Origin of the sequence: Pseudomonas sp. Pse79, from assembly GCF_024519615.1 — a bacterium.
In the GTDB taxonomy this organism is placed as follows: domain Bacteria; phylum Pseudomonadota; class Gammaproteobacteria; order Pseudomonadales; family Pseudomonadaceae; genus Aquipseudomonas; species Aquipseudomonas veronii.
Genome location: NZ_JALJRR010000006.1, coordinates 25,768 through 43,177 on the forward strand (window position 1 = coordinate 25,768; position 17,410 = coordinate 43,177).

At 61.1% G+C, this 17,410-nt stretch carries 19 protein-coding genes and 1 tRNA gene; 6 read left to right on the forward strand and 14 right to left on the reverse strand.

Translation table 11 applies throughout. The features are described 5' to 3' along the window. Positions 1 to 20 precede the first annotated feature (20 nt). The gene (locus tag NR164_RS09780) at positions 21 to 713 is read right to left on the reverse strand and encodes a crotonase/enoyl-CoA hydratase family protein (protein ID WP_017848500.1); all 693 of its coding nucleotides are present in this window, start codon (positions 711 to 713) and stop codon (positions 21 to 23) included. A 320-nt stretch (positions 714 to 1,033) separates the two neighbouring features. On the opposite strand from NR164_RS09780, the gene NR164_RS09785 reads away from it, so the two are divergent. Further along, a tRNA-Ser gene (locus tag NR164_RS09785) sits at positions 1,034 to 1,123 on the forward strand. A gap of 286 nt (positions 1,124 to 1,409) precedes the next feature. Further along, positions 1,410 to 3,002 carry a sensor domain-containing diguanylate cyclase gene (locus NR164_RS09790; RefSeq protein WP_079444521.1) on the forward strand — a complete coding sequence of 531 codons (1,593 nt, stop codon included), beginning with the start codon at positions 1,410 to 1,412 and terminating at the stop codon, positions 3,000 to 3,002. Here NR164_RS09790 and NR164_RS09795 read toward each other — a convergent pair. From NR164_RS09795 to NR164_RS09820, 6 genes are all read right to left on the reverse strand, one after another. Continuing rightward, positions 2,999 to 4,039: a DMT family transporter gene (locus tag NR164_RS09795; RefSeq protein WP_177029511.1), complete on the reverse strand. Its 1,041-nt coding sequence runs from the start codon at positions 4,037 to 4,039 to the stop codon at positions 2,999 to 3,001. The genes NR164_RS09790 and NR164_RS09795 overlap by 4 nt on opposite strands. 77 nt (positions 4,040 to 4,116) lie before the next feature. Further along, positions 4,117 to 4,452 carry a hypothetical protein gene (locus NR164_RS09800; RefSeq protein WP_046382401.1) on the reverse strand — a complete coding sequence of 112 codons (336 nt, stop codon included), beginning with the start codon at positions 4,450 to 4,452 and terminating at the stop codon, positions 4,117 to 4,119. 93 nt (positions 4,453 to 4,545) lie between these two features. Next, the gene (locus NR164_RS09805) at positions 4,546 to 4,899 is read right to left on the reverse strand and encodes a gamma-glutamylcyclotransferase family protein (RefSeq protein ID WP_079444520.1); all 354 of its coding nucleotides are present in this window, start codon (positions 4,897 to 4,899) and stop codon (positions 4,546 to 4,548) included. 18 nt (positions 4,900 to 4,917) lie between these two features. Then, the gene (locus tag NR164_RS09810; RefSeq protein ID WP_046382403.1) at positions 4,918 to 5,577 is read right to left on the reverse strand and encodes a M24 family metallopeptidase; all 660 of its coding nucleotides are present in this window, start codon (positions 5,575 to 5,577) and stop codon (positions 4,918 to 4,920) included. A gap of 77 nt (positions 5,578 to 5,654) precedes the next feature. Next, entirely contained in the window at positions 5,655 to 6,233 is a 579-nt protein-coding gene (locus NR164_RS09815; protein WP_017848491.1) for a DUF4337 domain-containing protein, read from the reverse strand. A gap of 54 nt (positions 6,234 to 6,287) precedes the next feature. Further along, positions 6,288 to 7,172, reverse strand: a complete 885-nt coding sequence (locus NR164_RS09820; protein WP_256822692.1) for a LysR family transcriptional regulator — start codon at positions 7,170 to 7,172, stop codon at positions 6,288 to 6,290. A gap of 93 nt (positions 7,173 to 7,265) precedes the next feature. Between NR164_RS09820 and NR164_RS09825 the strand changes: the two genes are divergently transcribed. Together NR164_RS09825 and NR164_RS09830 are read left to right on the forward strand one after the other, a co-directional pair. Beyond that, entirely contained in the window at positions 7,266 to 8,234 is a 969-nt protein-coding gene (locus tag NR164_RS09825) for an NAD-dependent epimerase/dehydratase family protein (RefSeq protein WP_256822693.1), read from the forward strand. Between the two features lie 90 nt (positions 8,235 to 8,324). Further along, positions 8,325 to 9,014, forward strand: a complete 690-nt coding sequence (locus NR164_RS09830; RefSeq protein ID WP_017848488.1) for an HAD-IA family hydrolase — start codon at positions 8,325 to 8,327, stop codon at positions 9,012 to 9,014. Positions 9,015 to 9,032: 18 nt separating this feature from the next. Here NR164_RS09830 and NR164_RS09835 read toward each other — a convergent pair whose 3' ends face one another. Beyond that, entirely contained in the window at positions 9,033 to 9,779 is a 747-nt protein-coding gene (locus NR164_RS09835; RefSeq protein WP_017848487.1) for a 3-oxoacyl-ACP reductase family protein, read from the reverse strand. A gap of 126 nt (positions 9,780 to 9,905) precedes the next feature. Here NR164_RS09835 and NR164_RS09840 point away from each other — a divergent pair, with 126 nt between their 5' ends. Then, positions 9,906 to 10,829 (forward strand): LysR family transcriptional regulator, encoded by a 924-nt coding sequence (locus NR164_RS09840; protein ID WP_017848486.1) that lies wholly within the window; start codon positions 9,906 to 9,908, stop codon positions 10,827 to 10,829. 15 nt (positions 10,830 to 10,844) lie between these two features. Here the strand turns inward: NR164_RS09840 and NR164_RS09845 are convergent, their stop codons facing one another. The 3 genes from NR164_RS09845 to NR164_RS09855 form a co-directional block, all read right to left on the reverse strand. Beyond that, positions 10,845 to 11,567, reverse strand: coding sequence for an aspartate/glutamate racemase family protein (locus tag NR164_RS09845; RefSeq protein WP_017848485.1), 723 nt, complete (start codon positions 11,565 to 11,567; stop codon positions 10,845 to 10,847). Between the two features lie 12 nt (positions 11,568 to 11,579). Beyond that, positions 11,580 to 13,109, reverse strand: coding sequence for an NCS1 family nucleobase:cation symporter-1 (locus tag NR164_RS09850; RefSeq protein WP_256822694.1), 1,530 nt, complete (start codon positions 13,107 to 13,109; stop codon positions 11,580 to 11,582). Positions 13,110 to 13,517: 408 nt separating this feature from the next. Beyond that, complete coding sequence (locus NR164_RS09855) at positions 13,518 to 14,252, reverse strand: phosphoadenylyl-sulfate reductase (RefSeq protein ID WP_017848483.1); 735 nt, start codon at positions 14,250 to 14,252, stop codon at positions 13,518 to 13,520. Positions 14,253 to 14,404: 152 nt separating this feature from the next. Between NR164_RS09855 and thrH the strand changes: the two genes are divergently transcribed. Then, a complete protein-coding gene (gene thrH / locus NR164_RS09860; RefSeq protein WP_017848482.1) occupies positions 14,405 to 15,022 on the forward strand; it encodes a bifunctional phosphoserine phosphatase/homoserine phosphotransferase ThrH in 618 nt (205 codons plus the stop codon). Between the two features lie 115 nt (positions 15,023 to 15,137). On the opposite strand, the gene NR164_RS09865 is transcribed toward thrH, so the two are convergent. From NR164_RS09865 to pabB, 3 genes are all read right to left on the reverse strand, one after another. Then, positions 15,138 to 15,494, reverse strand: coding sequence for a type II toxin-antitoxin system HigA family antitoxin (locus tag NR164_RS09865; RefSeq protein WP_017848481.1), 357 nt, complete (start codon positions 15,492 to 15,494; stop codon positions 15,138 to 15,140). Next, positions 15,494 to 15,796: a type II toxin-antitoxin system HigB family toxin gene (locus tag NR164_RS09870; protein ID WP_046382411.1), complete on the reverse strand. Its 303-nt coding sequence runs from the start codon at positions 15,794 to 15,796 to the stop codon at positions 15,494 to 15,496. The genes NR164_RS09865 and NR164_RS09870 overlap by 1 nt, the downstream gene beginning before the upstream one ends. Before the next feature lie 227 nt (positions 15,797 to 16,023). Next, positions 16,024 to 17,367 (reverse strand): aminodeoxychorismate synthase component I, encoded by a 1,344-nt coding sequence (gene pabB / locus NR164_RS09875; RefSeq protein WP_256822695.1) that lies wholly within the window; start codon positions 17,365 to 17,367, stop codon positions 16,024 to 16,026. Between the last annotated feature and the right edge of the window lie 43 nt (positions 17,368 to 17,410).

The following is a 17,410-nucleotide window of genomic DNA, read 5'->3' on the forward strand; positions in this document are numbered from 1 at the left end:
ATACGGCACATGCAGGCGGCTTAGCTCAAAATATGGCCCTGGTCCTGGATGATTGCTTCATCCAAGGCTTCGAGCAGGGCTTTGCGCACTTTCAATTTGGTCTGCTTGTGGGCGTTCATATTGAGCTTCTTCAACTGCCGCGCCGCTTCCAGTGCCGCTGTGTGCAACGCTTCTGGCGCCACCACCTTGTCGAGGAAACCGGCTTGCAATGCGCCTTGCGGGTCGAACATCTCGGCGTTGATCACCGAACGCTGAAACGCCGACTTGCGCAGACGATCGCGCGCCAATTCGATCCCCGCATGGTGCATGGTCATGCCGATCGCCACTTCATTCAGGCCAATGCTGAACGGGCCCTCGACCCCGATCCGATAATCCGCCGACAACAGCAGGAACGCGCCCTTGGCCACCGCATGCCCAGGGCACGCGACGATCACCGGGAACGGATGCGCCAACAGGCGCCGCGCCAGCGTCGAGCCCGACGTCACCAGGCCGATCGCTTCTTTAGGGCCGGCGGTCATCACTTTCAAATCATAGCCACCCGACAGAATCCCCGGCGTTCCGGTGATGATCACCACCGCCCGATCCTTCTCGGCCTGATCCAGCGCTTCATTAAATGCACTGACCACCGCCGGAGAAATGGCATTCACCTTGCCGTTGCTCAAGGTCAGGGTCGCGATACCGTCTTCCAGGTGGTAGGAGATCAACTCACTCATGACGTGGTTCCTTGTAGGACTTGTTATAGAGGTGCATGCGCAGACGTTACTCACCACGCCCGGCCTGGTAAAGCGCTGTGACTGACTGGCCAGTCAGGCTTTCCCTCTATACCCGGCGGTAAACCGCCTGGGGCAGGGCGCAGCAACCGTCCCAGACGCGTGCCGTCGATGCCTGAGAATGGCAGAATCATCGCCCTCGCCTGGCCCGTCACGGAATACCGGTCTAACCGCATGAAAATTCTGAAAAAAACCTTTGCCATCAGCAAGTCTTTCGACTACATTAGCGCGCCTCGACAGACTGAACTGGTTTGACGAGATACGGTGAAGTGTCCGAGTGGCTTAAGGAGCACGCCTGGAAAGTGTGTATACAAGAAATTGTATCGAGAGTTCGAATCTCTCCTTCACCGCCACATTCTGCAAACACAAACCCCTGATTTTCCTAGTGAAAGTCGGGGGTTTGTGGTTTCTTGCGGCTGAAAAAAAGGCCATATAGGCCCAATGTGGGACTGACGCTGTTTTTTTCCGTCAGCCTTCGGACACGCCCGCTCGGCGCGTTCAGAATTGGCAGGTGGGCTTCCAGGCTGGTTAAACGGGCTGCTTCGGTCAACGATGGTCGAAGAGGTGCCTGCGAAAACAAGGACGATTCATCCTGCATCGAATCGTTTGCAATTCTTCCGCCCATCCGGACTGCGTAATATGACCACCCGACCGAAGCCGAAACTCAACCTTCGTATTCTGATTCTTATCTTTGTAATGCTTTCGGCAATCGCAACCCTGGCCAACAGTTTTTGGGTGACGTTCACGATTCAGAAGCAGGAGTTGATCGAGAATGCGCTGGAAGTGAACAAGGCCTACGCCTCTCGGATCGCCCGGAGTGTGGAGCAGGTACTCAATTCCGACCTCGATAAATTGAAATACAGCTCGTTCGTCATTGGCAAAGCGTTTGGCGATAAGCAGAATTTGACGGAGGAAGCCCAGCGACTGTTTGGGCAAGACGCCAGTTTCAACTCCGTGTTGATCGCCGATGCGACGGGGACAATCATTGCCTCGGCTCCCGAAAACCTCCACCTCGATGGGCGCACGCTGCAACACCGCGAGCCTCTCAGCCTTCGCGTGCCGATAATCAGCAACGCGTTCAAGTCCATGGCTGGCAATCTGGTGGTCTTTGTCAGCCACCCCATATTCGACGCGAAAGGAGAGTACCTGGGGCTGATCGGGGGCAGTGTCCGACTTGAGCAGAGGAATACGCTCCAGGCGCTGATGGACACCAATGTGCGCAAGGACGGGGCGCATGTCTATCTTGTCGACAGCGCCCGCCGGGTGCTCTATCACTCCGATCCCGAGCACATCGGGACAGTCGCTGGAAAGGGGTTGATCGACGACGCGGCGCTCAGTCGCGACGGGGGAACATTGCAGGCGATAGATGCCGATGGCGTGCAAATGCTCGCCGGTTTCGCCAGGGTGCCCATCAGCGGTTGGGGGGTGATCTCGCAGCAGCCGCTCGATAACATCCAAGCCATCCTGCGACACACCATGGCCAAGGTGGCGCAGGGCATCGCGCCGCTGGCGCTGTTCGGAATCGTGTTGATCTGGTGGCTGGGCGCGCGAATCTCGGTGCCGTTGTCCAGGCTTGCCGATTGCGCCAAACGGCTGGATTCACCGGACAGCTACGAACGTATCAGTGCAATCCCGACGCGCTATTTCGAAAGCTGGCAGATTCGCAGAGCGCTGCTGCTCGGTGCCACCCTGCTGCAGGAAAAGATCGGCAAACTCAACCAGCAAGCGCAAACCGATGTGTTGACCGGGCTGGCCAATCGCCGGGCGATGCAGGACGTTCTGTTGCGTTGGCAGGATGCCTACAAGGCGTTCGCGGTCGTGTCCATGGACATCGATCACTTCAAGCGCGTGAACGATACGTTTGGCCATGGCGTGGGCGATGAAACGCTGCGCGCCATTGCGAGGCTCATGCAGCAGAATTCACGGTCCAACGACCTGCCTTGTCGGGTCGGTGGCGAGGAGTTCGTGTTGTTGTTACCCAATAGTTCGCTTCAGGTTGCAACGGATGTCGCCGAGCGACTGCGTGCCTCGATCGATGCCGCCAACATCGAAACGGTCGGGCACATCACCGTTTCGATGGGCGTCGCGCTATGGCATCCCGGTGGCGATTCGATATCCGCTGTGCTGGAGAGGGCTGATCAGCTTTTGTATCAGGCCAAGCAAAGCGGGCGTAATCGGGTGGTAGCGGAGCAGGCTCGATGGGAGGCTGTGGCTATCGGGTCAAGCCTTTAATGCCGATGCCGATGATGAATATCCGGAAAATGTGGATGGCTATGCTTGATCGGGCTATGGGTATGCAGGTGACTGTGCGGCATCGCCGGGTCCCACTCGAACGGGTGTTCATGTTGATGGTGCTCATCGTGGACATGCCGATGCCCGTGTTCCGTCGCCTCATGCTGATGTGCATGGGCGTGGCGCTCGGTCAGGTGCAGCCACACCCCGGCGGCCATCAGCGCTGCTGCAATCCAGAACGCGCCGGTCACCGACTCGCCCAGCACCAGCAAAGCCAGCGCGGCGCCGAGGAACGGCGCGGTAGAGAAATAAGCGCCGGTACGCGCACTGCCCAGCCCGCGTAAGGCCAGCACAAACAGCACCAGGCTGATGCCATAGCCGAGAAACCCGACCAGCAAGATCGGCGCGAGCTGCGCCAGGCCGGGGATCTGCGCGCCGAGATACAGCGCCAGGCTGCAGTTGACCACGCCCGCGATCAAGCCTTTGGCACCGGCGATAAACAATGCGTCCGAGGCCGACACTTTACGTGTCAGGTTGTTATCGATGCCCCAGCACAGGCAGGCCACCGCCACGGCGAGCGGCCCGGTCCAATCGTGACTGTCGGCGCCGCCTTGGGGCCATGACAACGCCACGCCACCCAGCACAATCGCAATCATCCCGAGGACGATGCGACGGTCTGCGTTTTCCCTGAACACGAGCCAGGCGATCAACGCGGTCAATACCGATTCAAGGTTGAGCATCAGCGACGCGGTGGCGCCCGAGGTGCGGGTCAGGCCGAACATCAGGGCCACGGGCCCGAGGATGCCGCCGAACGCAATGGCGCCGAGCAGCCAGGGCCATTCGGAGGGGGTCAAGCCGGTGGGGGTCCAGCCGCGATCGCGGATCAGGCGCACGATGGCGAGTCCGGCACCGCTGCCGAGGTAAAGCAGGCCTGCGAGCAGCACGGGCGAGAGGCCCAGGCCGAGGCTTTTGGCGAGCGGGGTGCTGGCGCCGAACAGCGCGGCGGCGGCGAGTGCGTAAAGGATACTGAGGTTCATGGGCCATCCTCGAAAGGTTGGCCCATGATACGTCGCTTGCTCAGGTCAAATCCCGCGCAAATAGAGCAACGTCCGGCTTAGTGTGCAGTTTTCAGCTTGACCACATCACCGGAGATCTTGGTGGTGTAACCGCTCAGCACCCAAGCCCAGAACCATTTTTCCTGGACTTCGGTATTGATCAGCGCGTCGCCACCTTTTGCCTGGATGGCAGCAGTCTGGGCGCGGACGAAACGGCTGTTCTGGCCGATCGGGATAACGCCGAACAGCATGATGCCGGTGGCGCTGGCTTCACTGTGACCCAGCACGGTGTATTGGCTGCTGTCGTATTGCGGGGATTTGATGGCGGTGCCGGTGCAGCCGGCGAGGGTGAAACCGAGAACTGCTGCTGCAACCACTTTACTGACGTACTTCACTGAGTAACTCCATGGACTGAATCCCGAGATTCAATTCTCGGGGGGCGATACTCTAAACGCTCCTGTAACAGATTGAAATCAATCGCCCGTCGTTCAGGCTTGCACATACACCCAAGCCGTGAGGCCCGATGCCAGCGCCACGCTGACCCGCTTGTAGTCGGACACTTCATACGCATCCGCCGCCGCCAACTCCTGCTCGCTAATCTGAAACACCATGCCTTCAACGCTGGCGCCTTGTTCGGTGCTCGGCGCGACGATCGGGTGGTGGGTCTTGCCACTGGTGGCCAGCACTTGCGGGTCGGTAATTTCTACCCAGTTTTTCGAGTAGCCCAACATGGCGTCGTGCTGGCCTGCCAGTTCTCGGCCGAAGTTGGCGAGTTGGACGGCTTTGTCCTGCAGGGTGCCGTAGGAAAACAACAGCTCGGGAAATTCGGCGTAGCGTTCCATTCTGGTTCCTTTGAACGATTAAGCGAGGAGGTCTTCATAGAATGCGCCATACGGCTTGCTCGGGTGAGCGATCTGGATCTCCAGAATCCACAACCCTGCATTCGGGTAGTGCTCGAAGTCGCCGAGGTTGCCGCCACGATGGATCGCGTGGGGAAAGTCGCTGACGCGGTGGCCCTTGATGTCGAGGTTCAACTGCCAGCCCATGGCCTGGGCTTGTGCCTCGGCGTAGCGGTAGAGTTCGAGGCCGATGACCTGGTCGTTTTTCCAGCGCGCTTGCACGCGGTCGAACAGCGCTTTGGCCGCGTTGGCGCAGGCGATCATGTCCGGGTCGGTGCCGGTGGTGAACGTGGCGCCGGCGTCGCCTTCGTGACCTTGCCAGACGGCGCCCATGTCGATGAAGAAAATATCGTTTTCACCCAGTACCGGGTCGCCGTCGGAGTGTTGCTTGAAGGCCTTGAGGGTATTGGCGCCGAAGCGCACCAGCAGCGGGTGCCAGATGCGCTGCATGTCGAGGTCGGCGAGGACGTGTTTGCCCAACTCGCGCGCTTCGGATTCGAGCATGCCGGGGCGGATGCGTTGGGCCAGTTGTTCGATGGCCTGCCAGGTCATGGCCTGGGCGTAACGCATGGATTCGATACTGTAGGCTGCGCCCACGGCTTCTTTGGGTAGTACGGACACCGGTATCTCCTTGTACGGTGGTTAGCGTTATGCGGTTTACTATATAGCGACGGGTGTTGGGCGCCCAAGCGAAATTATCAGAAATGCAGCCCCGCCAGGCCGCCCAGCACCAAGGCCACACCGCCCGCGGTATACGACAGGCGCTTCAACCATTCCTTGCGCGTCAACAACGTGATCGCCGCCAACGAAATCGCGATCTGAATCGCCGTCATCGCCTGGGCCCAGCGGTGATGCTGGTGCAAGGCTTCTTCGGATTTCTGATCCCATTCCCGTGAGGTTGCCTCCAGCTTTTCGGCCTGTTTGCGCACGTCTTCCTTCTGGCCCTTGTAGCGCTCGCTCTCATCCTTGTAATGCGCGGCGTCCACACCGGGAATATGGGTAGCCAGTTCCGCCAGGTTTTGCCGGCTGGATTTGGCCTGGTAGTAGTTCCACTGGTTGGCGGCTTCGGTCTTGAAAATGGCAGCGTTGTTCTTGTCCATCGCCGCTTCGCTTTCGGTGGAGCCGGCCTGGTAGCTGAGCATGGCGCCAAGGGTGGCCATCAGCGCGGTCATCACGGCAATGCGGCTGGCGAAATTGTCGCCGCGCGCGTGGGCATGTTCGGTGGTGTGTTCGATGTGTTTTTCGTGGGGGCTGGGGACTTCGAAGGCTTCGGTCATGGCGGCGGCTGTGAAGGGATTGAGGGATTTTCATTGTTCCTCAGCGAAGCTGTCTCAATCCTGTACGTAACGTTGCAAACCCGCCACCAGCGCATCAAACGTCGCCCGGCAGCGCGGGCTGTTGCGCAGGTCTTCGTGCATGGTGACCCAGGTGTCGAGTTTGAGCGCGAATGCCTCCGGCAGTACCCGACGCAGGCGCGTGTCTTGTTGGGCCAGCTTGACCTGGCATCCGCCGATGCCGGCGCCGGCACGGATCAGCGCCAGTTGCGCCAGGTCGCTGTCGCTGCTGAGGGCGAAGGTGCCGCGCTCGAAGCCTTTGACGGCCAGGCTGCGGATAAACGCGTTTTCCCGGTCGTAGCCGATCACCGCGTGGTCGGTCAGGTCTTTCAGCTCTTGCGGCGTACCGTGCTGGTGCAGGTAATCGTCGCGGGCATGCAGGCCGACTTCGATCAGGCCGATGCGCTGTGCCAGCAATTGCTCCTGGCTGGGGCGGACCATCCGCACGGCGATGTCGGCTTCCAATTGCAGCAGGTCGCTCAGGCGGTTGGTCAGGACCAGTTCGACCTTGAGCTGAGGATGCTGTTGGCGCAACCGCGTGATGATCGGCGGCAGTACTTCCACGCCGACCACTTCACTGGCGGAGACACGCACCACGCCGCGCACTTCGTCGCCCTGGGAGGAGGCGCTGCGTTCCAGGGCGGCGGCCGTGCGCTCCATGGTCTCGGCGTGGGCCCTCATGGTGTGAGCCACTGCCGTCGGCAGCAGGCCGGTGGGGGAGCGAGTGAACAGCACCACGCCCAGGGCCGTTTCCAGCGCGGCAATGTGCCGACCGACGGTGGGCTGTGTGATGCCGAGCTGCCGTGCGGCCCCCGACAGCGATCCTTCCTTGAGTACGCCAAGAAACGATCGGTAAAGCTCCCAGCCAATGTTCAATGTCATGCGTAAATGTATAGCGTCTGGATGGTCTTCGGCAATTCCTCTATAACCAGGCTACGAACAGAATGACCGCTCCAACCAATGTGGGAGCGGGTGATGAGCAAGGTACTGGTATTGGGTGCAACCGGCGGTATCGGCGGCGAAGTGGCGCGACAGTTGAGCGTGGCGGGCTGGCAGGTGTGTGCGTTGACCCGGGATGTCGCCAAGGCCCGTAGCCAGAATGCCGCCTATACCTGGCTCAAAGGCGATGCGCTCAATCGCCAGGACGTCATCGCTGCCGCCCGTGGCTGCGCGGTGATCATCCATGGGGTGAACCCGCCGGGCTATCGCAATTGGGCCGAGCAGGTGCTGCCGATGATCGACAACACCATTGCTGCCGCCATCGCCGAGCGCGCGACCATCGTGTTGCCCGGCACGCTCTACAACTTCGGGCCGGATGCGTTCCCGGTGCTTTCCGAAGACTCACCCCAGCACCCGCTGACCCGCAAGGGCGCGATACGTGTGCAACTGGAGCAGCGCTTGCTTCAGTCTTCCCGCGAGGGCGCTCGTGTAGTGATCGTGCGTGCCGGAGATTTTTTCGGCGCCGGGGCGGCCAACAACTGGTTCTCCCAAGGCCTGGTCAAACCCGGTAAACCGGTGCGCGCGGTCAGCGCCCCAGGTGCGCCAGGCGTCGCCCACCAATGGGCCTACCTGCCGGATGTGGCGCGCACCATGCTCGAGTTGATTGAGCGCCGCGCCGCCCTCGACGCCTTTGCCTGCTTTCATATGGCCGGGCACGTGGACAGTGATGGCACGCAGATGAGCCAGGCGATCCAGCGCGTAGTGTTACGCAGGACGGGCCTGCAACCGCGTGTAGGCGTATTTCCCTGGTGGCTGTTGAAGTTGGCTGCGCCGTTTGTCGTGACCTTTCGCGAGATACAGGAGATGCGTTATCTGTGGCAAACCCCGTTGCGTATGGATAACCAACGCTTGCTTGCGGCCCTGGGCCACGAACCCCATACGCCGTTGGAGCACGCGGTGGAGGCCGCATTGACCCGCCTGGGCTGCCTGCCCACGCCGGCCTGATCAGGTGTACAGCCTAAAAGGTTGCCTGCCGACAAGCGTGGCCGTTATTGTGCTGAATCCTTTTAGTCCTACCTCCAGGGTTTCGTCACGATGAATGCACCGCGTAGCGCAGTCGGTCCGATCAAGGCCGTGATTTTCGATATGGACGGCTTGTTGCTGGATACCGAAGGCATCTACACCGAAGTGACGCAGATCATCGCCGAACGCTTCGGACGTACCTATGACTGGGGGATCAAACAGCACATCATCGGGCGCGGGGCCCAGGACCTGGCCGACTACGTGGTCAAGGCGCTGGACCTGCCGATCACGGCGGCTGAGTTCCTCGAAATCCGTGAGCCGCTGATGAGCGAGCGTTTCCCCAGGGCGTTGGGCATGCCCGGCGCCGAAGCGTTGGTACGGCACCTGAACGCGCACAATATTCCGATTGCGGTGGGCACCAGTTCGTCGCGCAACTCCTTTGGCCACAAGACCACGCTGCACCGCGAATGGTTTGGCCTGTTCGGCACCATCGTCACGGCTGACGACCCGGAAGTCGGTGCCGCCAAACCCGCGCCGGACATCTTCCTCACCGCCGCGCGGCGCCTGGGCATCGCGCCGCAAGATTGCCTGGTGTTTGAAGACTCGCCGTTCGGCGTCACCGCAGCAAAGGCGGCCCGGATGACCGCCATCGCCGTGCCCGACGAAGCCATGGCCGACAGCAAGTACCACCACGCCGACCAGATCATCCGCAAACTCGCGGACTTCGACCTCGCCGCCTACGGCCTGCCGCCCATGTCCTGACCCGGCGCCTACAGGCGGTTATGCGCTGAAGCCACCGTCGATGGTCAGGCTGGCCCCAGTGATGTAACCCGCTTCCGGCCCGGCCAGGTAGGCCACAAAGCTGGCGATCTCCTCGACATGGCCATAACGGCCCACCGCCATCAACCCGATCAGGCTCTCGGCGAACTCACTGTTCGCCGGGTTCATGTCGGTGTCCACCGGCCCTGGCTGCACGTTGTTAATGGTGATGCCACGTGGCCCCAGGTCCCGCGCCAGGCCCTTGGTCAGGCCGACCAGCGCCGCCTTGCTCATCGCATACGGCCCGCCGCCGCCAAAGGGCATGCGTTCGGCGTTGGTGCTGCCGATGTTGATCACGCGGCCGCCTTCGCCCATGTGCTTGGCCGCTTCCTGAGTGGCGATGAATACGCTGCGCACGTTGATTGCCAGGGTCTGGTCGAAGTCCTCCAGTTTGAAGTCTTCCAGCGGCGCGATGGCCAGCACGCCGGCGTTGTTCACCAGGATATCCAGGCGCCCAAAGGCTTGGACCGTGGCGTTGACCGCGTTGCGAATCGCCGTGGCATCGGCGCTGTCGGCCTGAATCGCCAGGGCTTTGCCGCCGGCGCTGATCACGCTGTTCTGCAGTTCTGCGGCCTTGGCGGCGGAACTGACGTAGGTAAAGGCGACGGCCGCACCTTGCGCCGCAAGACGCTTGACGATGGCGGCGCCGATGCCGCGTGAACCGCCTTGAATCAAGGCGACTTTGCCGCTGAGGTTCTGGGTAGTCATGTTGATCTCCTCACTGTTCAAGGCGGGATGCCTTGTGGATGCAGCCGAGTATCGACCTCACCCGCCGCTGTCGGTAGACCCGGATTGCTATAGTCTGTGTAAACCAAAAGTTTAGAGTGGGCGGATATGGAGAGCTTCGGCAGTATCGAATGCTTTGTGCGCAGCGCCGAAGGCGGCAGCTTTGCCGAAGCGGCCCGGCGCTTGAGCCTGACCCCGGCGGCGGTGGGCAAAAGTGTCGCCAAGCTGGAAGCGCGCCTGGGGGTGCGGCTGTTCCAGCGCAGCACCCGGCGCCTGACCCTGACCGAAGCCGGCAAGCGGTTCCTCGCCGAAGTCAGCGACAGCCTCATCACCATTCAGAACGCCGTGGCCAACCTGGCCAGCGCCGAGGGGCGGCCGGTGGGGACGCTCAAGGTCAGCATGGGCACGGTGTTCGGTAATCGTTATGTCATGCCGTTGCTGGGGGAATTCGTCCGGCGTTTTCCGGATATCAGCCCGGATTGGCATTTTGACAACCGCCAGGTCGACCTGATTGGCCAGGGCTTCGATGCGGCCATCGGCGGTGGTTTTGAGCTGCCCCAGGGCGTGGTTGCACGCAAGCTGACGCCCGCGCACCGGGTGTTGGTGGCGTCAGCGGATTACCTGGCGCAACGCCCGCCGGTACTGGCGCCCGAGGATTTGGCGCGCTGCCTGGGCATCCTGATCCGCTCCCCGCAAACCGGCCGCGTGCGCTCCTGGCAACTGACCAGCCGCGAGCGCGAACAGCGTCCATTGGCGCTCAAGCCGCGCATGACCCTGAGCGACTCGGAGGCCGCCTGTTGCGCGAGTGCCCAGGGGATGGGCATTGCGCTGGTGAGCATGCCGATGGCAGTGCCGTTCCTCGACAGTGGCGCGGTGGTGCGGGTGCTGCCCGACTGGTACGTCGACGACGGCAACATCTCCCTCTACTACGCCGAACACAAACTGCTGCCCGGCAAGACCCGGGCGTTTGTCGACTTCATCCTCGAGCAGTTTTTAATCGCGGGACTGGCGCAGCGCTTCAGCGCGATTTGATCGCCGCGACCTGTTCTATCGGCTGCGCGGCCAGCCGATGACAGTCTTCGGCCGCGGGGTGGCGTAGGTCCTGACCTTCGACGTCGACAACCCCAATCGCACCAACCCTTCGGCAATCGTCACCGCCGCCGTTACCCCGTCCACCACCGGCACCCCGGTGCGCTGGCGAATGCGTTCGTCCAGCCCGGCCATGCCGCCGCATCCCAGGCAGATCACCTCGGCCTTGTCCTCGCGGATCGCCAGTTCCGCCTGCCGCACGATGGCCTCCATGGCCGCCAGCGGGTGTTCTTCCAGCTCCAGCACCGCCATGCCGCTGGCCCGCACCGAGGCGCAGCGTTGATACAGGCCGGCGAGTTTCAGGCGGTCCTCGATCAGCGGTACGGTGCGGTCCAGGGTGGTCACCACCGAGTAGGCGTGGCCGAGGAACATCGCGGTGGTGGCTGCCGCTTCGGTGATGTCCACTACCGGCACATTCAACAATTCCTGTAGGCCTTCGCGCCCATGTTCGCCATACCCGGCCTGGATCACCGCATCGAACGGCTGGTCGTAGGCCATCACGCGGTCCATCACCGCGATGGCCGCCAGGTAGCTCTCAAAATTGCCTTCCACCGATTCGGCGCCGAAGTACGGCGTGAGCCCGACAATCTCGGTGCCCGGCGAGGCCACGGACCGCGCTTGCTCGGCGATGGTCTGGGTGATGGATTCGGTGGTGTTGACGTTGACCACGAGGATACGCATGGAATGTCCTTTTTAATGACTGACGTTATCGACTGCAATGCTTTCACCGCTGACATCAGCGTAGAACGCTTGGCGCTTGGCGATCAGCCGGTACAACAGCCCTGCAATACCGGCGCCAAACAACCAGGAAAACGGCGAGACACTGGCAAACCCCGGCAACAGCGCCAGCAGGATGGCGATCACCGCCGCAGGAATAAATGCCGCCACCGCGCGCATGTTCACGCCACGGCTGTAGTAATAAACGCCATTCGGGTCTTCGCTGTACAGTTGCGGCACATCGACCTGGCTTTTACGGATCAGCCAGTAATCGACCATGATCACTCCGTACAACGGCCCGAGCAGCGCGCCCAGGCCGGAAAGGAAATACACGATCACCAGCGGGCTGTTGTAGAGGTTCCACGGCAGGATCAGCACCGCCACGGCCGCGCTGATCAACCCGGCGCGGCGGAAGTTCAGGTACTTGGGCGCCAGGTTGCTCAGCACAAAGGCCGGGGCGACGAAGTTGGCCATGATGTTCACCGCCACGGTGACGATCAGGAACGCCAGGCAGCCGAGTACCAGGAAGAACGTATTGGGGATCGCCGCGATGATCTCGGTCGGGCTTTCGATCACCCGGCCATTGAGCTGGAACTGCCCGCCGCAGAGCAACACGGTGATGGCGGCGAACACCAGGATGTTCACCGGCAGGCCCCAGAAGTTGCCGACCTGGATGGTCTTGCGGCACGGCGAAGAGCGTGCGAAGTCGCAGAAGTTGAGGATCAACGTACCGTAGATCGCCAGCCACAGCGCGCCGCCGGCAAAGATATTGCGCCACATCTCGCCACCGGTGAGCGGCTCGCGGATCGACCAGGCGATGTGGCCGTCGGCCTGGAAGTACATCCAACCGGCCAGCGAAGCGACGGTCAGCAAAATCACCGGCCCGGCGAAGCCTTCGTAGCGACGCACGGTTTCCATGCCGTAGGCCAGGATCACCAGTTGCACGAACCAGATCGTCACAAAGCACGCCCAGCCCAGGCTCGACAGGCCCAGGATCGAGTTGTGGTCATAGTCGGCAAACCCCGGATGAATCGCCGTCAGCAATACTCGGAACACCACCGAGGCCAGGTAGGTCTGGATACCAAACCAGGTAATCGCAATGACCGCACGGATCAAGGCCGGAATCTGGGCGCCGTGAATGCCGAAGCTGATGCGGCTGATCACCGGAAACGGCACCCCGGTCTTCTGCCCCATATAACCCGACAAGTTCATGAAGAAGTACACCAGCGCCGCGCCGATCCCCAGGGATAACAGAATCTGCCAGCCACCCAGGCCCAGCGCATATAAGCCAATGGCGAACGAGTAATTGGCGATGTTGTGTACGTCGTTGGTCCATAACGCAAAGATGCTGTAGCGCCCCCAGCGTCGGCCTTCGACCTTGGTCGGCGCCAGGTCCCGGTTGTGCAGGCGCGGGCTGAGTACCAGCGGGCCGGGGCTCGCGGCCTCGGGGTTGAGGGCGGAGGAGGGCAGATCCAGTGCGAGGGTGTTCGAGAGGCGTGTACGCATTCCGGCAGGCTCCAGCACTGCTGCAGCAAAGCCGCAGCGGGAAAGTGTATGTATGTTTTGTATTTATTGTATACAAAGCGTACTTCACCTTAAGCCACATACGTGCCAGTTTTCGATCTATGAAAACCTTGGTTAATTTCGTTTTTATAGGTTCTATAAATAACTGACTGAATTCAAAGCGATATAAATTGACCGTTTGAACAGGTATTTATTTTTGACGGGGCAGAACCTCTGTTTAGAGAATAAACAGCGGCAGAGAGGAGATGTTACGTTTTGGTGCGAAGGTCGGTGGATTGCACACATAAATGGCACCGATGGTTACATTTGTGTGTACATTTTTACGCTCGGCACAAAACAAATGTGGGAGGGGGCTTGCTCCCCCTCCCACATGGTTGACTGCGTCAGCGCTTAGGCCTTGCTGATGAGATTCCCGGCATGCAGCCCGCATTCCTTCTGCGTGGCTTCTTCCCACCACCAGCGGCCTTCGCGCTCGTGTTGGTTTGGCAACACCGGGCGGGTGCAGGGCTCGCAGCCGATGCTGATAAAACCGCGCTCGTGCAGGCTGTTGTACGGCAGCTCCAGCATGCGGATGTAACTCCAGATCTCTTCACTGGTCATCTGCGCCAGTGGGTTGAACTTGTACAGGGTGCGTTCCGGGGTGGAGAAGGCCGTGTCGATTTCCAGCGCCGCCACTTGGCTGCGGGTGCCGGGGCTCTGATCGCGGCGCTGGCCGGTAGCCCAGGCGCGCACGCCGGAGAGCTTGCGGCGCAGCGGCTCGATCTTGCGCACACCGCAGCATTCGCCATGGCCGTCTTTGTAGAAGCTGAACAAGCCTTTCTCTTTGACGAAGGGTTCCAGTTTGCTCTGGTCCGGCGAGATCAGCTCGATGTCGATCTTGTAGAACTCGCGCACCTGTTCGATGAAACGGTAGGTCTCCGGGTGCAGGCGGCCGGTGTCGAGGCTGAACACCTTGACGTTCTTGTTCAGCTTCCAGGCCATGTCCACCAGCACCACATCCTCTGCACCGCTGAAGGAAATCCACAGGTCATCGCCGAACTGGCTGAACGCCAGCTTGAGAATGTCCTGGGCAGATTTGTTGGCATAGGTCGTGGCGAGTTCAACGACATCGAAGGCTTGGTTCATCAGGACGGTTCCTACAGGTCAGTGGCGCTGAGCGCTCTATAGGAGAGTGATGGTATCAAAATCCGCCCTGCGTTGCGGCCGCCGCCTTGAATCGCTAGAGTTCGGCAGTCTTTTTGCTCGCTCGACTTGAACAATACAAATAGGAGTGTCTCGTGGAAATTGCCTGTCTCGACCTGGAAGGGGTATTGGTTCCGGAAATCTGGATCGCCTTCGCCGAAAAAACCGGTATTGAATCCCTGCGGGCGACCACCCGGGACATTCCCGACTACGACGTGCTGATGAAGCAACGCCTGCGCATCCTCGACGAACACGGGCTCAAGCTCGCCGATATCCAGGAAGTGATCGCTACCCTCAAGCCGCTGGACGGTGCCATCGAGTTCGTCAACTGGCTGCGCGAGCGCTTCCAGGTGGTGATTCTGTCGGACACCTTCTACGAATTCTCCCAGCCGCTGATGCGCCAGCTGGGGTTCCCGACCCTGTTGTGCCACCGCCTGATCACTGACGAAACCGACCGCGTGGTCAGTTACCAACTGCGCCAGAAAGACCCCAAGCGCCAGTCGGTACTGTCGTTCAAGAGCCTGTACTACCGCGTGATCGCTGCCGGCGATTCGTACAACGACACCAGCATGCTGGGCGAGGCCGACCGCGGGATTCTGTTCCATGCGCCGGAGAATGTGATCCGCGAGTTCCCGCAGTTCCCGGCGGTGCATACGTTTGAAGAGCTGAAGAACGAGTTCATCAAGGCTTCGAACCGGCCGTTGAGCCTGTAAGTCGTTCCGCGCAGCTGACGGCCCTATCGCGAGCAAGCCCGCTCCCACATTCGACCGCGTTTATCCTCTGGAAGCGCGGTCGAATGTGGGCGCGGGCCTACAGCCGCCTGAGATCTTAAGCCCCTGCCAGCAACCGCTCATACGGGATGCTCAAGCCTTCATGCAGGCGCTTGATCATCGACAGGCTCAGCTTGCGCTTGCGGTTGAGCACTTCGGACACCCGGCCGCTGGTGCCGATGAAGGCCTCCAGGTCGCGCGCCGTCATGCCGAGTTGCTCCATGCGAAAGCGGATGGCTTCCACCGGGTCCGACGGCGGCATCGGATAATGTTCGGCCTCATACTTTTCAATGAGGACCGCAAGAATTTCCAGCTCATCGCCCTCAGGCGAGCCGATTGGCGCTTCCCATATCTGTTCGACGCGTGCGAGCGCGGCGGTGAGGTCTTCTTGGGAATGTATGGGTTTGATGTTCATCACACGGTCTCCGCGTTGATCTGATCGTACTGTGCGTGGGTTCCCACGAAACGTATGAACCCAAGCTGACGCTGATAATTGATCGCCATGATCACTCGATACCGGTTGCCGCCCACGTTGAATACAACCCTGCTGCCTTTGAGGATGCTCGCGGTTCCGAGCTCCGCCTTGAGCGCTTGCGGCGTTGGGTATGCAGCCTTCTCCATATGGCGATACAACTCGACCAGCGGTGTTTTGGCGTCGATACAAGCTGGGTGGCTCTCCCAGAAGAGACGTAAGGTCGAGAACGCGATTATCCGCATGAGTCGGACCTCCCAATTTGGGAGATATTAGGCTCAGGCAAGTGCAGATGCAATCTTGGAAATATTTTCTGACGAGTAAGCAATCGCTTCATGTGATCCTTCACAGATGGCGGGTGGACGGTCGAAACCGGACGCTATCCTCCAGCTGGTACGCCGTCCACAGCGCTTCTGATTCAGGTTTTTTCTGCGCTCGGGCGCTACGTCCCGAAGCCAGGAAGGGCGCTGCGCTAGAGGCTTTCCAGCGTTTGTAACAACACCCGCACCTTGGTCAGCGACTCCTGATATTCCGCCTGCCATTGCGAATCGGCGACGATCCCGCCGCCGCCCCAGCAGCACACCTGGCCGTCCTTGACCAGCAGGCTGCGGATGGCGATGGAGCTGTCCATCTCGCCACGCACGTCCAGGTACACCAGCGAGCCGCAGTACAGACCGCGGCGGGTTGGCTCCAGTTCGTCGATGATCTGCATTGCGCGGATCTTCGGTGCGCCGGTGATGGAGCCACCAGGGAAGCTGCCGGCGATCAGATCCAGGGCGTCCTTGTCGTCGGCCAATTCGCCGGTGACGCTGCTGACCAAGTGATGCACGTTGGGGTAGCTTTCCAGGCTGAACAACTCCGGCACTTTCACCGAGCCGGTGCGGCAGGTGCGCCCGAGGTCGTTGCGCAACAGATCGACGATCATCAGGTTCTCGGCACGATCCTTGGGGCTGGCCAGCAGTTCGGCGGCGTTGGCGGCGTCTTCTTCAGGCGTCAGGCCGCGCGGGCGGGTGCCTTTGATCGGGCGGGTTTCGACCTGGCGCTGGCTGATCCTGACGAAACGTTCCGGCGACAGGCTCAGTACCGCGCCGTCATCCGGCAGGCTCTGGAACCCGGAGAATGGCGTCGGGCAGGCTTCGCGCAAGGCGCAGTAGGCCGCCCACGGATCGCCGCTGCACGCTGCGCGAAAGCGCTGGGTGAAGTTGACCTGGTAGCAGTCGCCCGCGCGAATATAGTCGTGGATGCGGGCGATGGCCTGCGCGTAGGTCTGGGCGCTGATGTCGGGGGCCATGGGGCCGTGGAGCTTGAAGTTGGCGGCTATCTCGGCGGCTGGCTGGCTGAACAGCTTGATCAGTCGCTGCCGCTCGCCATCGGCCAGTGTCGGGTGAAACACCAACTGGCTGGTCTGCGCCTGGTGATCGCTGACCAGGGCCCAGGCATACAGCCCAAAACGTGCGTCCGGCAGGTGCAGATCGTCCACCGCGTGGTGCGGTAAATGTTCCAGGTGCCGGCCGAAATCGTAGCTCAGGTAACCGATCAGGCCGCCGGCGAACGGTAACTCGTAGCCAGCCGGCAATGCCGCCTCACCCAACTGTGTAAGGTTTTCCCGCAGGCGTTGCAGGAACTCGCTGCCGCTCTCGTCAGACTGCACCGCCAGCGTCGCTTCGGGCCAGGCGCTGAGCAGGTCATAACGGCCCCGCTCGGCGGTCGGGCGGCCGCTGTCCAATAGCACCGCGCCAGGGGCATGGCGAATCGCCGCAAAATACTCGGCGGGGTTGGCCCGGTAGGGCAGTGGGTGTACGGAACAGGTCGACATGCGGGGTGGATCAGCTGATGGCGTGGGGGAGGGGATTGTAGAC

Bases quoted from the DNA above. Each gene is read 5' to 3' on its own strand.
- NR164_RS09850 (WP_256822694.1), bottom strand. From the start codon at position 13,109: ATGCGTACACGCCTCTCGAACACCCTCGCACTGGATCTGCCCTCCTCC.
- NR164_RS09815 (WP_017848491.1), bottom strand. From the start codon at position 6,233: ATGACCGAAGCCTTCGAAGTCCCCAGCCCCCACGAAAAACACATCGAA.
- NR164_RS09780 (WP_017848500.1), bottom strand. From the start codon at position 713: ATGAGTGAGTTGATCTCCTACCACCTGGAAGACGGTATCGCGACCCTG.
- NR164_RS09825 (WP_256822693.1), top strand. From the start codon at position 7,266: ATGAGCAAGGTACTGGTATTGGGTGCAACCGGCGGTATCGGCGGCGAA.
- NR164_RS09840 (WP_017848486.1), top strand. From the start codon at position 9,906: ATGGAGAGCTTCGGCAGTATCGAATGCTTTGTGCGCAGCGCCGAAGGC.
- NR164_RS09835 (WP_017848487.1), bottom strand. From the start codon at position 9,779: ATGACTACCCAGAACCTCAGCGGCAAAGTCGCCTTGATTCAAGGCGGT.
- NR164_RS09870 (WP_046382411.1), bottom strand. From the start codon at position 15,796: ATGCGGATAATCGCGTTCTCGACCTTACGTCTCTTCTGGGAGAGCCAC.
- NR164_RS09830 (WP_017848488.1), top strand. From the start codon at position 8,325: ATGAATGCACCGCGTAGCGCAGTCGGTCCGATCAAGGCCGTGATTTTC.
- NR164_RS09820 (WP_256822692.1), bottom strand. From the start codon at position 7,172: ATGACATTGAACATTGGCTGGGAGCTTTACCGATCGTTTCTTGGCGTA.
- NR164_RS09865 (WP_017848481.1), bottom strand. From the start codon at position 15,494: ATGAACATCAAACCCATACATTCCCAAGAAGACCTCACCGCCGCGCTC.
- NR164_RS09845 (WP_017848485.1), bottom strand. From the start codon at position 11,567: ATGCGTATCCTCGTGGTCAACGTCAACACCACCGAATCCATCACCCAG.
- NR164_RS09805 (WP_079444520.1), bottom strand. From the start codon at position 4,899: ATGGAACGCTACGCCGAATTTCCCGAGCTGTTGTTTTCCTACGGCACC.
- pabB (WP_256822695.1), bottom strand. From the start codon at position 17,367: ATGTCGACCTGTTCCGTACACCCACTGCCCTACCGGGCCAACCCCGCC.
- NR164_RS09855 (WP_017848483.1), bottom strand. From the start codon at position 14,252: ATGAACCAAGCCTTCGATGTCGTTGAACTCGCCACGACCTATGCCAAC.
- NR164_RS09790 (WP_079444521.1), top strand. From the start codon at position 1,410: ATGACCACCCGACCGAAGCCGAAACTCAACCTTCGTATTCTGATTCTT.
- NR164_RS09795 (WP_177029511.1), bottom strand. From the start codon at position 4,039: ATGAACCTCAGTATCCTTTACGCACTCGCCGCCGCCGCGCTGTTCGGC.